Source organism: Streptomyces sp. NPDC048636 (assembly GCF_040650655.1).
In the GTDB taxonomy this organism is placed as follows: Bacteria; Actinomycetota; Actinomycetes; order Streptomycetales; family Streptomycetaceae; genus Streptomyces.
Genome location: NZ_JBEZHR010000005.1, coordinates 389,783 through 404,888 on the forward strand (window position 1 = coordinate 389,783; position 15,106 = coordinate 404,888).

At 69.4% G+C, this 15,106-nt stretch carries 13 protein-coding genes and 1 pseudogene; 3 read left to right on the forward strand and 11 right to left on the reverse strand.

All coding sequences use genetic code 11. The features are described from left to right. Positions 1 to 138: 138 nt before the first annotated feature. Complete coding sequence (locus AB0C66_RS17035) at positions 139 to 1,530, forward strand: amidohydrolase family protein (protein WP_362438333.1); 1,392 nt, start codon at positions 139 to 141, stop codon at positions 1,528 to 1,530. 208 nt (positions 1,531 to 1,738) lie between these two features. Here AB0C66_RS17035 and AB0C66_RS17040 read toward each other — a convergent pair whose 3' ends face one another. The 10 genes from AB0C66_RS17040 to AB0C66_RS17085 all read right to left on the reverse strand — a co-directional run bounded on the left by AB0C66_RS17040 (position 1,739) and on the right by AB0C66_RS17085 (position 11,439). Further along, positions 1,739 to 2,692 carry an aminoglycoside phosphotransferase family protein gene (locus tag AB0C66_RS17040; protein ID WP_362438336.1) on the reverse strand — a complete coding sequence of 318 codons (954 nt, stop codon included), beginning with the start codon at positions 2,690 to 2,692 and terminating at the stop codon, positions 1,739 to 1,741. A 12-nt stretch (positions 2,693 to 2,704) separates the two neighbouring features. Beyond that, positions 2,705 to 3,529, reverse strand: coding sequence for a class I SAM-dependent methyltransferase (locus tag AB0C66_RS17045; protein ID WP_362438339.1), 825 nt, complete (start codon positions 3,527 to 3,529; stop codon positions 2,705 to 2,707). Positions 3,530 to 3,532: 3 nt separating this feature from the next. Beyond that, positions 3,533 to 4,282 (reverse strand): ABC transporter permease, encoded by a 750-nt coding sequence (locus tag AB0C66_RS17050; protein ID WP_362438342.1) that lies wholly within the window; start codon positions 4,280 to 4,282, stop codon positions 3,533 to 3,535. 3 nt (positions 4,283 to 4,285) lie between these two features. Then, positions 4,286 to 5,329, reverse strand: coding sequence for an ABC transporter ATP-binding protein (locus tag AB0C66_RS17055; RefSeq protein ID WP_362438345.1), 1,044 nt, complete (start codon positions 5,327 to 5,329; stop codon positions 4,286 to 4,288). Continuing rightward, complete coding sequence (locus AB0C66_RS17060) at positions 5,326 to 6,087, reverse strand: CPBP family glutamic-type intramembrane protease (RefSeq protein ID WP_362438348.1); 762 nt, start codon at positions 6,085 to 6,087, stop codon at positions 5,326 to 5,328. Before AB0C66_RS17060 ends, AB0C66_RS17055 begins: the two co-directional genes overlap by 4 nt. Then, on the reverse strand, positions 6,084 to 6,761 hold the full coding sequence (locus tag AB0C66_RS17065) for a CPBP family intramembrane glutamic endopeptidase (protein ID WP_362438351.1): 678 nt from the start codon (positions 6,759 to 6,761) through the stop codon (positions 6,084 to 6,086). The genes AB0C66_RS17060 and AB0C66_RS17065 overlap by 4 nt, the downstream gene beginning before the upstream one ends. Beyond that, positions 6,736 to 8,100, reverse strand: a complete 1,365-nt coding sequence (locus AB0C66_RS17070; RefSeq protein WP_362438354.1) for a YcaO-like family protein — start codon at positions 8,098 to 8,100, stop codon at positions 6,736 to 6,738. The genes AB0C66_RS17065 and AB0C66_RS17070 overlap by 26 nt, the downstream gene beginning before the upstream one ends. Then, positions 8,097 to 9,185 carry a hypothetical protein gene (locus AB0C66_RS17075; protein WP_362438357.1) on the reverse strand — a complete coding sequence of 363 codons (1,089 nt, stop codon included), beginning with the start codon at positions 9,183 to 9,185 and terminating at the stop codon, positions 8,097 to 8,099. Before AB0C66_RS17075 ends, AB0C66_RS17070 begins: the two co-directional genes overlap by 4 nt. Before the next feature lie 9 nt (positions 9,186 to 9,194). Then, positions 9,195 to 10,145: a SagB/ThcOx family dehydrogenase gene (locus AB0C66_RS17080; protein WP_362438360.1), complete on the reverse strand. Its 951-nt coding sequence runs from the start codon at positions 10,143 to 10,145 to the stop codon at positions 9,195 to 9,197. 853 nt (positions 10,146 to 10,998) lie between these two features. Continuing rightward, complete coding sequence (locus AB0C66_RS17085) at positions 10,999 to 11,439, reverse strand: GNAT family N-acetyltransferase (protein WP_362438363.1); 441 nt, start codon at positions 11,437 to 11,439, stop codon at positions 10,999 to 11,001. 322 nt (positions 11,440 to 11,761) lie between these two features. On the opposite strand from AB0C66_RS17085, the pseudogene AB0C66_RS17090 reads away from it, so the two are divergent. After that, positions 11,762 to 12,586 (forward strand): annotated as a pseudogene (locus tag AB0C66_RS17090) (beta-ketoacyl synthase N-terminal-like domain-containing protein); the annotation flags it as partial. A 183-nt stretch (positions 12,587 to 12,769) separates the two neighbouring features. After that, on the forward strand, positions 12,770 to 13,687 hold the full coding sequence (locus AB0C66_RS17095; RefSeq protein WP_362438366.1) for a haloalkane dehalogenase: 918 nt from the start codon (positions 12,770 to 12,772) through the stop codon (positions 13,685 to 13,687). A 312-nt stretch (positions 13,688 to 13,999) separates the two neighbouring features. On the opposite strand, the gene AB0C66_RS17100 is transcribed toward AB0C66_RS17095, so the two are convergent. Beyond that, positions 14,000 to 15,040, reverse strand: a complete 1,041-nt coding sequence (locus tag AB0C66_RS17100) for a hypothetical protein (RefSeq protein WP_362438369.1) — start codon at positions 15,038 to 15,040, stop codon at positions 14,000 to 14,002. Between the last annotated feature and the right edge of the window lie 66 nt (positions 15,041 to 15,106).

A 15,106-nucleotide genomic window follows, 5' to 3' on the forward strand; every position in this document is an offset into this window, starting at 1 on the left:
GCCCGGCCGCCGTCCATGGGGGGGCGCCGCACACCCAGGCACGGCTGGGCCTGGTTGCCGGAGCGGGCCCCGAGGAGGCTGATGGCCAACGCCCCTCGGCGCCTGATTCCCCTCCCGACCCCTGAACGGACCACTCTCGTGAACCACGACGCCACCGCGCCCCAGGCCGTCCTCGATCAGTTGCGCCGTACCGCTTCCGACCCGCACCGTCGCATCCTTCTGACGGGCGCCACCATCGTCACCATGGACCCGGAACTCGGTGTGCTCCAGGATGCCGACCTGCTCATCGAGGGTCGTACCATCGCCGCCGTCGGCCGCGACCTGCCCGCCGCCGACAACGCGATCGTCATCGACGTGACCGGCACGATCCTCACTCCGGGCTTCGTCGACACCCACCGCCACGCCTGGGAGGCCCAGCTTCGGCGGATCATGCCCGACGTCGACGACCTGGGCGCCTATGTGACCACCACCCTCCTCGGCTACGCCCCCGCCTACCGGCCCGAGGACATGTACACCGGCACGAAGCTGGCCGCGCTGACCGCGCTCGACAGCGGAATCACCACGATGCTCGACTTCTCCCACAACTCCCGTACGCGCGCCCACTCCGACGCCGCCGTGCAGGCCCTGGTGGACACCGGCATCCGCGGGATCCACGCGGCGATGGGCCCGCACTTCGGCGAGTGGGACCGCCAGTGGCCGGCCGACCTGGCACGTGTGCAGGACCAGTTCGGCAGCGATCTGCTGTCCTTCCGTCTGGCCACACTGGCGACCGACGAGATCGCGGGTCCGGAGCTGGCCTACGGTCCCGAAATCGCCCGCCTGGCGAAGGAGTTCGGGGTCGGTGTGAGTGTCGACGCGGTCTTCGGCGCGTCTTCCTCACAGGCGATCCTGAAGTGGGAGCGCGAGGGCCTGCTCGGCCCTGATCTCACCCTCATCCACTCCACCGGACTGACCGGTGAGGCGTGGAAGGCCATCGGCGACAGCGGCACCACGATCTCCCTCGCCCCGACCTCCGACGCCCAGATCGGACTGGAGACCGCGATCCCGGCGGTGGACGAGGCGCTCGCGGTGGGGGTGCGTCCCGGGCTGAGCATCGACGTCGAAGTCGCCCTGGCCAGCGATATGTTCACGCAGATGAGGGCTCTGCACGCCATTCAGCGCATGCGCGCGGTCAACGCCGTCCACGGTACCGACCGCGCACCGGTGCGCATCGGCACGGCGGATGTGCTGGACTTCGCCACGTTGCAGGGCGCGCGTACCAACGGGCTCGAAGACACCGTCGGTTCGCTGACCCCCGGCAAGCAGGCCGACCTTCTGGTGATCACCGCGGAGGAGATCAACAACATGCCGTTGAACGACGCGGTCGGCACCGTCGTCCTCGGCTCGGACACCCGGAACATCGACGCCGTCTTCGTCGCCGGTCAGGTCCGCAAGTGGGACGGCCGTGTCCTGGACGTCGACCTCCAGGCCCTGCGCCGCGAGGTGGCCGCCTCCCGCGACTACATCCTCGCCACCACTGCCTCCGCCTGACCCACCACCCCGAGGCGGGCCGGGGGCGCTCGTCGCACCGTGCGGCGCTGCTGGAGGCGACGGCGGTGTTCGCCAACGGTGTGTGGTGGTCCGGCGCCGAGGCTCGCCACGCCTTGCCCGCCCCGGCACTGCCCCCCGGCGCCATCGATGACGAGCCCTGAGAGCCGGGCGGGGCCCGCGGTCGGGGCCGGGCCCCGGACCGCTCGGCTCAGCCCAGCGCGTCCATCAGGGCGGTGACATAGCCATCCAGCCGCTCCTCCACGACCGGTGTCGTCAGCTCTGTCCTCCCTGCCTCCCGCCATGGCTGCGACACCCACCGCACTTCTTCCGAGAACGCCAGCCCACTCCGCACCCGCCAGTACAGCTGCTCGCTCGCGGTCGCGGCCAGCACCCCGCCGGCCTCCTCATACGCCTCGGCGAACCGCTGACCCCACGCCGGGCCGTGCAGCAGCGCGAGATTGGTCGAGCAGTGCGCCACATCGAGATCCGTCGGGCCCCAGGAGGTGGCCGCCCAGTCGACCACGCCGGTGATGCGAGCACTTTCTGGTCGTGAGGGCGGCACGTCGAACAGCACGTTGCCGGGTTGGAAGTCCCGGTGCAGGAAACGCCCTTCATAGGGCGGCGCGGGCCTGCGGATCACGTCGATCGCGGCGGTCCACACCGCCGCGTCGGCGCCCTTCGGCGTCACGACGGTGTCGGCGGTCGTCAACGCCACATACTTCCGGGGCCGCTCAGTGGGGCGCACCGCGTGGATCGCCACGAGTTGACGGGCCAGCAGAGGAACGCGCGTCTCCAACCCCTCATCGTCGAGGACCGTCCGGCCCGCCAGATGTGTCATCAGGAGCGAGGGATACTCGCACTGCGCGGCGGTCGGATCCACCGCGACCAATCCAGGAGCAGGTACGCCGGTCCCCGTGAGCAGGGTCAGGGCGCCGGTCTCCCTGTGCAGCCACTCCTCGGCGCGCTCCATGTCGACGAAGCTCCGCAGCACCAGGTCACGGGTGCCTCCGTCCCGCGTGCCGATGGTCAGCCTCCGCATTTCGGCGGTGATGCCGCCGTGCAGCGCCTCGGTTCCGACGATCCGTTCGCCGACCTCCAGGTGTCGGCTCACCCAGGCGAGTGTCAACGGTCGGACAGCCGCCGCCTCATCGTGGTTGGTCACCGTGCCACCCCATCATCCGCACGACGGCACGCGCAAAGGCCTTTCGTCGGTGAGGACCTCGTCGCGGCGCAATCGCAGCACGCCGTCGGGCAGCATCCGGCTCGCGGTGGGCGCCGCGGTCTCCAGCCGTGCGGAGGGCAGCAGTTCCAGCTGCTCACAGTGCCATCCGCCGGTGTCGAAGACGGACAGGTCGGTGAGGCCGTGCATCTCCAGCGGTGCCCCGGCGGCCCGCGAGGCATGGGTGAGGCCGCGCGCGGAGGAAACGGAGAGGACATCGCAGATCCAGCTCGCGCCCGTGCCCAGGCGGGCCACGGCAACGGCGAGGTCCCGCACGGCGCTCCGCGGCAGGTAGGTCAGCAGCCCCTCCGCGAGGATCACACACCGCCGCCCGGCGGTACGAGGCAGCAGCAGGTCGGCGAGCCGGTCGGTGTCGCGGAGGTCGGCGCGCAGCCGCTCGACGGGGACCTTCGCGTCGGCCGACGGCAGGAGCCGGTCCTTGAGGTCGAGTACCGGAGCGGAGTCCACCTCGATCACCCGGCAGTGGCTCGGCCAGCCCATGCGGTAGGGCCGTGCGTCGAAACCCGCACCCAGGTTGACGCAGACGTCCACTCTCCCCCGTGTGAACACCTCGGTCAGCATGCGGTCGATGAGGACCGTGCGCGCCACCACGACCGACGTTCCGGCGGTGTGCCGGGTGACCCCGCGGATGGTCGCGGGGCAGAGGTCGGCGAACCGGGCCGCGAACGGATCGTCGAGGGCGCTGTCCGGATCGGCCGTCGCCCGGGCCCGGCCGACGGCGGTCAGGAAGGCGGTGGCGGGGATATGGCCGGTGGACACCGGCTACTCCCAGCGGAAGAGCCGTACGGCGGCGGCCGCGGCCAGCGCCAGCAGACCCGCCAGCACGCCGACGTCGAGGGCGACGTTCGTGGCGCTGTCCAGCCAGGCGTGCTGAAGGAGCTTCACGGCGTAGGTGGCCGGTACGGCATCGCTGATCGCCTTCATCGTGGAGGGGAAGATCTGGAGCGGGATGGTCGCCCCGGAGAGGAAGATCATCGGGAAGTAGAGCAGATTCGCCACGGCCGTCGCCGACCGCTCCGAGGGCGCGACCGCCGCGACGACCCCGCCGATCGCGTACATCACCAGCGTCACCAGAACCAGCGAACCGGCGGTCGCCACCGCCGCGCCCGCCGAGTCCGGCAGGTGCAGATCGAAGAAGAGCCAGCCGGTCGCGACCAGCAGTACGGCGCCCAGCAGGCTGAGGGCGATGTTCACCAGCCCCTGGGCGATCAGCAGGGCCGAGGCGCCCAGGGGAGTCGCGCGGAAGCGCTTGAGCACCTTGCGGTCCCGGTACTCGGCCAGTCCGAGCGGAAAGCTCATCAGCCCGGTGACCGCGATCACCAGGACCAGGTAGGCGGGCACCGACATGTCCACCGTGCCCCGTCCGTCGAGACGGCTGGAGGGCTCGTTGCCGTAGATACCGCCGAACATGCACAGCATCAGCACCGGAAAGGCGAGTGCGAAGAAGACCGGCGCGAAGTTCCGCATCATGCGCCGTGATTCGAACCTGACGACCTGCCAGAGCAGTCCCATGTGTCAGTCGCCGCCCTTCTCGCTGGAGTCCTTCTCGGTCCCGGCACGGTCGGTCGTGGCGGTGTCGGTCCCGGCGGCTTCGCTGCCGATGCCGACCAACCCGAGGTAGGCGTCTTCGAAGCTCGGTGCGCGGTGGCTCACCGCGGAGGGCGGCAGGTCGGCCGCCACCAGCCGCTGGAGGACACGGTCGTAGTCCGTGGGGAAGCTCGCCGCGTACGCGACGTGCCGGTCCGTCCCGGTGGCCAGCCGGGTCAGCCCGAGTTCCTCGAGCTGTCGCTCGATGCCAGGAGCCGCGTCGACATCGACCGAGATGGTGGCCGGTCCGCCGTGTGCCGAGGCCAGCCGTGCCGGGCTGTCCAGCGCGACCAGTTCGCCGCCGCGCAGCACCCCGACCCGGCCGCACAGCGCCGCCACCTCCTCCATCGAATGCGAGGTGAGCAGCACCGCGACACCGCGCGCGGCCAGATCGAGCACGGCGCGCCAGGTTCCGCGGCGCTGCTCGGGGTCGAGGCCGGTGGTCAGTTCGTCGAGGATCACCAAGCGCACCTCGCCGACCTGCGCCAGCGCCAGCGCGAGGCGTTGACGCATCCCTCCGGAGAGTTCGGCGATGAGGCTGCGCCGCCGATCGGTGAGGCCGAAGGTGTCCAGCAGCCGCGCCGCTGCTCCCGGGGCGGAGTAGAGCGCTTCGTAGAGGTCGCACAGTTCACCGACGCGGGCGCGGCTGGGAAACTGCGACTCCTGCAACTGCATGCCGATGAGGCGGCTGGCGTTCTGTCGGTCGCGGTGCGGATCCAAGCCGCAGACGGAGATGGAGCCTTCGCGGACGGGCCCGCGCAGGCCGCCGACCGACTCGGCGATCGAGGTCTTGCCTGCGCCGTTCGGTCCGACCAGCCCGAGGATCTCCCCGGGGCCCACCTGGAAGGAGACGTCGCGCACGGCGACGAGGGAGCCGTAGGCGACGCTCAGCCGCTCGACCCGCACCACCGGGCCGTCCTCCGCGGCCGCCGCCGGCCGGGGCACGGACGCCCCGGAGTTCTTCGGTATCACAGGCTCAGCCTCCTGGGTGCTGACGAGGCGCGCGCACGGGAGGTGGCGCTCAGGTTGGTGTAGAAACCGGCGAAGGACATGTGCAGGGCCAGCGCGGGCAGGACGCTCCCGGTGGCGGCGGTCAGCAGACTGCCCGTCGTGCCGAGCACGAGGCTGGACATACCCAGCACATAGGCCTGGACCCAGGTGGAGACCAGGACGACCTGGCCGACGGCGAACAGCACGGTGCTGAACGCCGCCGCGCACACGAAGCCGCCGCCGGTCGCGCCGAGCCCCAGCAGGACGGCGCCCCGGAACACCAGCTCCTCGACCAGCGCGGCCACGGCGGGGACCGCCCAGTGCAGATGCCGGGGCAGGGACAGGATCGAGGAGATCCACTGCACCCGGGTGATCTCGCCGGGCACATCCACCCGCGGGTTCGCCCGGTACAGCAGCGAGACGCAAAGGATGTTCAGACTCGACGTCCCGCACACCGCGAGCAGCAGGGCGAGCAGCGCGTCGGCCGAGGGCCGGCCGACGAGCCGCTGGACCGAGAGTCCGGCGAACGCCATGAGCAGCGTCAGTGCCGCGACACCCAGCAGCAGGTAGAGCACCGTCCCGAAGAGCGCGAAGGCCGCGTCCGGACGCAGCCCCGTCCTGTCCGCGAGCCACAGCCCTATCCGCCGTCGGCGCGCCGGATCCCCGAACGGCAATCGGTACAGCGCCAGCCAGCCACCGATCGTCGCGACGCACAGCCATGCGTAAGGAACCACGTTCACCGGCGCACCGCCTGACGTACCGCCAGGACATGGACCGTCAGGTTCTGTGCGAGGTGGCCGAGCACCGGTACGAGCAGACTGCCCGAAGCGACCAGCAGCACCCCGAACACCACCCCGGACAGCGCCTTCTGGACCATGGCGAGGCCGCCGAAGAAGAGGTGTCCGAGCGCGTAGCCGACCGCCGCGCAACAGACCGCCGCCCATGTGGGCAGGTCCAGCCACTCTTCGAGACCGCCGATCCACAGTCCCCGGTAGAGCAGTTCCTCGGCCACCGCGGTGAGCAGGATCGAGGCCAGATACCCGGCCCCCGCGGGAGCGCCCCCCTGGACGGAGAGGCGCAGGCTCCGCTCCCCGCGCAGCAGCTTCGGCGCGGCCCCGAGCGCGAACTCGGCCCCGACCAGGACGACCCCGGACCCGAGCGCGATCAGGAGCCAGAGCGGACCGGTACGCCATGCGCCGAGGCGATCGGGTACGAGGTGTCCGGACGCGACGACGGCGAGCGCCAGCCCGGTGACGACCAGATACGCCAGGGGAACGCCGACCGTCGCGGTCCGCGCGCGGTTCCCGGCATGGTCCTTGCCGGTGCGGAACGATCCCGCGATGCGGACCAGCTCGGCGGGGGCCACGGTCGCCACCAGCACCAGGCTCTCAAGGGAGCGGGTGGGGGACCACATGCGTCACACCCCCGTAGCCGCGCATCCGGGGATGGCCGCTCGCGGGGAAACCGGGAAGGCACATGCTGAGCAGCTCCGGGATGAGTACCCGGACCACCTTCCATGGGGTGTCCGCCAACGCCGGCGGAGTGATGTCCAGGTAGCCCGCCCATTCGCTGATCGCGGCGATCTCGGTCAGCAGGGTGCGGATGGCGGACTCGTCGTCGGGGGCGTAGGGGTTCACCGAGCCGAGCTCCATGCGTCCGGCCGTGCGGCTCTCGACGGCGGCGAGTTTGCGCTCGGCGTCGTGCGGGGCGGCGAAGTACAGCACATTGGTGTCGAGATCCGTGAACGCGGAGCTCGTCTGCGCGAAGTGCACATGGGGGAGGTCGAAGACGGTGCTGAACATGCCGATGGCGAGGATGGCCGTCGCCTCGGCCGCTCCGCGCAGCAGTGCCTGGCGCGGATCCGGATCGGCCTGTAGCCCGAACGCGATGTACGGCAGCTCCCGGTCGCGCCGTACCAGGGTGACGCCCACGTTGGGGAGCGACAGCTCGGGCCTGGTCAGGTAGGTGGCCCGGACCTCGTACGGCCCGTCCGGCTCCAGTCCGGCGGCCGCGAGCAGCGCGCGCCCGTCCGCGTCCGGCTCGATCACGGGGGCCTTCGCGTCCGTGTACCAGTTGAGGATGAACGCGTCGATCTGCACGGCCTCGATCAGCGCGCTGAGCAGCGCCTTGTCCAGCGAGACATGCGCGGCCGTACCGGTGGAGAAGGACGGGGTGAACAGTTTGTCCCCGTACGCGGCGTTGCTGCGGAAGCCCAGGAAGAACAGCTGCGCGGGCAGATAGACCTCCTCGCCCTGCCGGGTGAGCGACGGGCAGGCGATCCACGCGATGACGTCGTCCTCCTTCGGCAGCTCGGGGGAGTAGCGGTGCATCATGCCCGCGATGCGCTCCTGTTGCGCCGCTTCGAAGATGCCGAGCAGCTCCATCGGCATACAGCGGTGGCGTGAGGAGAGCGAACGGTAGGAGGCGTACTCGATGCGGTGCTGGAAGAGCGGCATCGCCATCATCGCGGCGTACCGCTCGACCGACTCACCGGTCAGCCGGGTCACCGCCTCCTCGTTGGTCGACCCGTAGCCGGCGAGGTGGTACTGCATCTGCATATGGGGGTCCCGCAGCGCCAGCCGGTGGTACTGGGGCATCGCCGCGGTCGCCGACCGCAGGTTCGGTTCGCCCGCGACCGCGGCGGGGGAGACCAGCATGCCGGGAAGGATCCCGCCCTGGTTGCCACCGATCCGCGCGTACCGGGCGAGCGCGGTGGTCATCCCCGGGTAGCCACGGGTCGGGATGGGGCTCATCGCGTTCCCCCGAGCGCGTTGCGGACATGGCGGTCGATGACGACCCGGCTGCTGAAGTTGATCTCTTCGACGATGTCCCGTGAGACATGTCCGCAGGCCGGGCAGGTGCCGATGCGCAGTACGTCCTGGGCCTGCATCTCGTACGTCGGCAGGTAGATGCTCAGCGCACGGCCGAGGAAGCGGGAGGTGCCCAGCGAGCGCAACAGGACGGCCTCGTTGACCAGGAACGCGCACAACAGCCACTCGACGCCGCTCGGCCCGCCACCCGCTTTGGGCACGGTGGCCCCGACGAACGCGTGGTAGCCGATGTGGTCTTCCAGCCGGGCCAGTGAGCGCTGCTCGAAGCACTCCAGACAGCCGGTGCGCGGGCTCTCTGCCCCGACCACCGTGGCGAACGGGCCGTCGATCAGCCCCACCAGTACCGGCTTCTCCAGCTGACAGGCGAGGCGGTTCAGATTGCGCAGCGTCAGGATCGATGCCTGGCTGATACAGACGATCAGCGAGTCGCAGTGCTCGACGTACCCGCTCAGCCGCTTGAGCGCGTCGGCCGCCGCCAGGCCCCCCATTCCGGATGTGAGATCGGCCTGGCCCAGCTCGGCCAGGAACTCGGCGGGCAGCAACTCCACCGGCGTGCCGAGGGCATCGGTCTGACGGGACATATAGGCGGTGGCACTGGGGGAGTCGGCCACGAAGGCGACCGTGGCCCTGGACGACTCGGCGGCACCGAAGAGATCCAGGTTTCCGAGCAACGCCCGCGCCATCTCGGCGCCGTGTGCGGAGGGGCGGTCATGGGCGAGGAAGCCCGCCTGCCGCAGCTCGGTCACCGCCAGCCGCAGGTTCGCGCGCTCGACGGGGGAGAGGCCCGTGGCGCCGTCGAAGGACCCGTCGGCCGTTTCGCCCGCGGCCAGTGTGTCGAAGAGCGCGGTCATGGCGGTACGGACGGCCGGAGATTCCGCCCGCAGATCGACGGTCACCTCGGAGAAGTTCCATATGCCCCAGCGGAGTCGGATGACGCCCGGCTCGACGGCCAGGAGCCGCACGGATGTCGCCAGGACGATTCCCGGCTCGGAAGCTGCAACGGTCATTGCGGGTTCTCAGACCTCTCCGTGTCCGATGAGCGTGAAATGGACGACATGGCGTGACGTCCCGTCGTACCCCAGCGTCTTCTCGAGGCTCTGCTTGTTGTATCCGCCCTGGTCGCAGCCGATCAGGCCGAGCGCGGTGCGGGCCAGATGGATGTTCTGGGAGATCCCGCCGACCTCGATCAGGGCGAAGACGACCCCGCTGTCCCCGTATTTCTGCGAATTGACATAGAGGTCGTAGACGTACACGAGCGCGAAGGCCACCTTGTCGAGCTCCACGTCCGCCGTCCACAGCTGCGCGGACAGGTCGACCGGGCCGGGGGTCCGGTGCAGGGGGTACAGGGTGTGGCTCTGCGGCTGGTACTCGTACGCCCCCGGCTCCAGCCCCTTGACGTGCTGCGCGAGGACCGCGAGCCGTACCGGGTAGAGGCCGCCGCCGGACGGCACGGTGCGCAGCGACACCGCCGCGTCGGTGTCCTGGGCGGTCGGGACCGGCAGGCTGCCCGTGACGCCCTGCCCGTGCCAGAGCACGGTGGCCAGCTCGTCCAGCGACGCCGACCGTCCGGAGAACTGCCGGCCGCTGCGCCGGCCTTCCACGGTCGAGGTGAGTCCACCCCTCAGCCGACGGGGCCCCGGCAGCGCGAGGGCGCGATCCTCCCGCTCCCGCAGATCGCTGTGCGCGCTGGAGAGCACGGCGTCATGGGCGTAGTAGCGCGAGACGCCGAGCTGCATGCCCAGATCACGGCCGCTCCGGCGGTGATTGAGCAGCAGCTCCTCACCGACGAACCCCTCCACGGCCGGGCTCCACCGGCCCCGCACCACTGCCTCCGGCGCTCGCACCACCGTGGACGGGCTGTACACGGAGACCGAGGTGTGCTGCTGTCCGAACGCTCCCGTCGTCGCTAAATGGCTTTGCTGGTCCAGGTATTCGGAGACCGCTTCTTGGGAGTCTTTGAGCGACATCCTCGGGCCCTTCACTCAAGGAGTGGTGTGGAGATCGAAATGCGGTGGCGCGTGTCCTCGCGGACGAGTCGGGCGGAACCGCCGAGGCTGCCCCGCCCGACGGTTTGCCTACCAGCTACAGCAGGACGTGCAGGAGCAGTTGCCGCCACCGCATGTAGTGCTGGCACCCGGTGCGACCTGGACGAACGCGCCACCGGTGGCGGTGCTGCCGACCTGGCTGGAGAAACTCAGCATGTTGCTTCACCTCCGATCGGATAGGGAAGAGTGATGCCCTATAACTGACCGGTTCGGAGGCTAGCAGTCGGGGTGCATGACCGGGAACGGGCGAGAAGGAGGAAATTCCCTAGTCATGTCCCCGAAGTGTTCGCCTTCGTAATGGAATTGAGGGGCGGGGCGCTGCTCGTCGCCCATCCCTTCACGGATTGCGGCGCCATCTTCTGCGGGAGGGTCTGCGCCTGCTCGCCGTTGTCGTATGCCCATGTCCCGAACGCACGCCGTCCGTGGCTCTTCCGCCAGCCCGCATGTCCGGCGTGTCCCTGAACAGACCCTTTGCGATACCTGCCGCATGGGGACATGAGTGAAACTGGTAAAACTGTGGTGGCGGAGAGCCTCTCGCGCGTGGACACTGTTCACCGGCCACAATGCATCCGGACGGAATGGTTCCCACCTGGTGACCGTGATCCCAGGCCCGGCCGTCTCATCGCATGGTGATGAGCCGTCAGGATGCATTCGCCCGTCCGCGTCGGTCCCCCGGGATCGCCCCGGTCGCTGTCGATGCCCTCGCGCGCGCGTACCACCCGCCCTCACCCCGGCTCGATGGCTGGTCACGGGAACGGCTTTTCGGGCGCGGCAATCACCGATGCGGCTTCACGTGGCTTCGGCATTCGGAGACCACCCCGAAGAACAGCTCGTCGACCCACTCGCCTTTGGCGTGGCGGTTCGATTTGCGAAGGCTCCGAACCGGAACCGACTCTCTCGAGCAAGGCCGCGGACCGTGGATGTTCCGCGCGTCGCAGTCCGCAGAGATGCGACGCAAGCCTCGTGCGAGATAATCGTCGACAGTAGCCGCCGTCGCCTCTGTTGCAAGTCCCATGCCTTGATGAGCGGGAGCCAGGGTGAAGCCAATGTCCGCCTGCATCATGTTCTGGTGGAGGTGGACGCCTATTTCCCCGATGAGCAGGCCGCTCGCTTCGGCCTCGATGGCGTACAGGAACCATCCAGGTGCAGAGGGGTCCGTTCCTCCGTATTCCGTACGATGGTTCGTTCCGAGTGATTTCCCTAGCGCATGCTCCACGGGCGGCGCATGCGGTCGCGGACATCCTGGTCATTGAGGAGAGGAGGTCCTGTCGTCGGGCGGGGAGCTCGCGAATAGGGTCCGCAGCCCACGGCCAGCAGGGCTGGCTGCGATGAGGCGGCCGCGGCGTAGGCCGACACCGCGCGGGGCGGCCACGCGGCGGGTGTCGGAGGACCTGCTGACACCGGCGCGGCGGCCGGTACCGGGCCCGTGGACCGGAGTGCGGCCCGGCCGGAGGACGATCCTGGACCGCTACGACGCCGGGTTCAGCGACTACGCCCGCGGTCTGACAAGGACGCCCGAGCATGTCGAGGAGCACCTCCTCGAAGGACCGGCCCTCACCGTGGACACGGCGTGTTCCTCGTCCCTGGTGGCCCTGCACCTGGCGGCCCAGGCGCTGCGCCGGGGCGAGTGTGCCTTCGCGTTGGCGGGCGGCGCCACGGTGAGGTCAGGGCCCTCGTCGTTCGTGGAGTTCAGCCGTCGGCGGGCGCTGGCACCGGACGGCCGCTGCAAGGCGTTCGGCGCGTCCGCCGACGGCACCGTGTGGGTCGAAGGCGCTGGAATGCTGCTGCTGATCCGGTTGTCCGAGGCGCGCCGCGCCGGACTTCCGGTCCTGGCTGTGGTGCGTGGCCCGGCGGTGAACCAGGATGGGGCGAGCAATGGAATGACCGCACCGCACGGACCGGCGCAGCAGCGGGTGATCCGGCAGGCGCTCGCGGACGCGGGGCTGAATCCCGGGGACATCGACGCGGTAGGGTGCGACAGGTTCCGGGTCCGGCCTCGGTGGCCAGTCAGATGTCGGGCAGGAGCGTGCCGGGGCTGCGGGCCCAGGCACGACGGCTGCACGACCATGCGGTCGCCGCCCCCGATGCGTCCCTGGTGGACCTCGGGTACTCGCTCGCCACCACGCGTGCGGTCTTCGATCACCGGGCCGTGGTGGTGGCCCGGGACCGTGCCGAACTGCTCGACTCCCTGCGGGCCGTGACGGAGGGCGACGGTCGCCCGGAGTCCACACGGGTCCCCCCCCCGCCACCACGGCCCGGCGGCCCTGTTGTTCACCGGCCAGGGCAGCCAGCGCCCCGGCATGGGACGTGAACCGTACACGTCGGGGCATCTGTATCCGGCCTTTGCCCGTTCGCTGGACGAGTGCGTGCCCTGCTCGACCTGCTGCCGCCGGTGCCCCCGCGGACCGTGATGTTTGCCGGGCCCGGTACGGAGACGGGCATGCAGCCGGAGACGACCCCGTTCGCGCGCAGTCGGCGTTCTTCGCCCCGGACTCAAGGCTGGTTGGCCACCTGCCGCAGGCCATACATCCCCCTAGAGTCGTCCCATGAATAGCCTTCGTACGCCTGATGAGCGGTTCGACAACCTTCCGGACTACCCCTTCGCGCCCCACTACACGGACGTGGCGGCGGGCGACGGCAGCGACGAGTCGCTGCGGGTGCACTACGTCGACCACGGCGACCGTTCCTCGGGCGAGACCGTGTTGCTGCTGCACGGGGAACCGACGTGGTCCTACCTCTACCGGCACATGATTCCGGTCCTCGCCGCGGCGGGACACAGGTGCGTCGCGCCCGACCTCGTCGGATTCGGCAGGTCGGACAAGCCGGCACTGCGCTCGGACTACACCTACCAGCGCCACGTGGACTGGATGTGCGAGGCACTGTTCGACCGGCTGGACCTGCGTGGCATCACCCTGGTGTGCCAGGACTGGGGCGGACTCATCGGCCTGCGCCTGGTGGCGGAGGCACCCGACCGCTTCGCGCGAGTGGTCGTGGCGAACACCTTCCTGCCCACCGGGGACCGCGATCCCGGCGACGCCTTCCGCGCATGGCGTGAATTCAGCCAGAAGACCCCGGAGTTCCGCGCGGGCGACATCGTCAACGGTGGCTGCACGACCGCACTCGCTCCCGAGGTCGTCGCCGCCTATGACGCGCCGTTCCCCGACGAGACGTTCAAGGAGGGGGCGCGGCAGTTCCCGCTGCTGGTACCCGTCTCCCCGGACGATCCCGCCGCCGAGCCCAACCGCAGGGCGTGGCAGACGCTTCAGAGCTTCGCCAAACCCTTCCTGTGTTCCTTCAGCGACCAGGACCCGATCACCCGCGGTGCCGACCGGGTCTTCCTCAAGCTCGTTCCCGGCTGCGCGGGGCAGGAGCATGCCGTGGTGAAGGACGGCGGACACTTCCTCCAGGAAGACCGGGGTGCCGAGTTCGCGGAGATCGTGAACCGCTTTATCGCCGCAAGCTGACTTCCCTGGCGCCGTGCGCCTCCCCAGACACACGAGGGGCGATGCCACCCCGGTTCCCGACCGTCGTCCGGCGCGGTCTTCCGCGTCAGACGGCTCGGTACCCCCGGCAGCCGTCCGGCCCGACCTCATATCGTCTGGACCGGACGGCCGTCGGCGCGGGAGTACTCCACCCATCTCGTGGGGGTTCAACTCGCAACCCGTTGTGCGGCATGCTCTGGGGCGGCCCAGAGCTGGCACACGGGAGACAGTTGCCAGGAGCGGCTGGCAGATCTCGCCGAAGCTGTCAGATCACCACAAACGCGCGTTCTCCGGTCAAAAGATGACCGGCCCCGGCTTGACCGCGTGCGGCATATCCAGGTGACGGATCGAAACCGAATCATCCCCTATCGCGTGCTGGTCAAGGATCAGCACACTGACCTGCGTGGAATCGCCCGTCCCCCACCACTTCGGGTCGTAGCACAGTCCCTCGGCCTCATGTGGATTGCCGACCGGGCCGTCGCTCGTGTCCGGAACGACGTAAGTTCCCTCGTACGTCATCGGTTCCCGGTCTTCAACACCATTCGTGTTGCGACGGCCGAACCTGTAGCAGCGGACCTCGCATGAGCCGTCCTCGGGCTCGATGGACAAGTAGAGCCGACCTTCCATCACAAACCCGCCGGCGATGCCGTCAATGGTGTGCGGAAGCCGGGACGTCCGGGCGATCTTCATGTAAGGAGGGCGCGAGGCGGCGCCAGGAACCATCTTGTAGCCATAGATGATGTGGTCGCTGCTCTGGGATGTGTAGAGCAGGCCACCGCCACCCTGATCAGTGCGAACGGGGGCAGAGGAAGGCGTTTGGTCGGGTGAGCACCAGGCGAACGTATTCTGATGCCAACTGTCGCTGGGGTGGCCTAAATTGTAGATGGAGCCCTTGGAGCCAAGGTTTTCCGGAACGCACCAGACTCGCGGCTGCGGACCGTGCTCGATGGGGACCCAGATGTTGCCGTGGTACAGGTCGTGCTGAGGAGCGCCGATGTGGTGATTCCCATTGCCGTCAGGCCACCAGGACTCGTTCCAGATCAGCGACTTGTCCGGGGTGTATTCCCCGTTCAGGCGCCAGATGCCCTTGTATCCAAGGTCGGCGTCCGCGTTGGTGGTAACCCACCTGTATCCGTTCTTGCCATCAGAGGTGATGCCCTGGGCTTCATCCGTCCAGGGGGATCCACCCCGCTCTGTCACACGCTTCTGAAACCAATCGGCCAGCCGGCCGTCGTCGGCGGCGGCGGGCGTTGCACCGCCAAGTGCGAGGCCTTCACCGATCGCGACGGCACCAAGAGCACCGGCACTGGCTGCGAGGAATCTTCGGCGATCCATACATGTCTCCCTGAACAAAACCCATTGACGCCCCGTCGGATGCGCCGGTGCCCCATCGTGTGACTG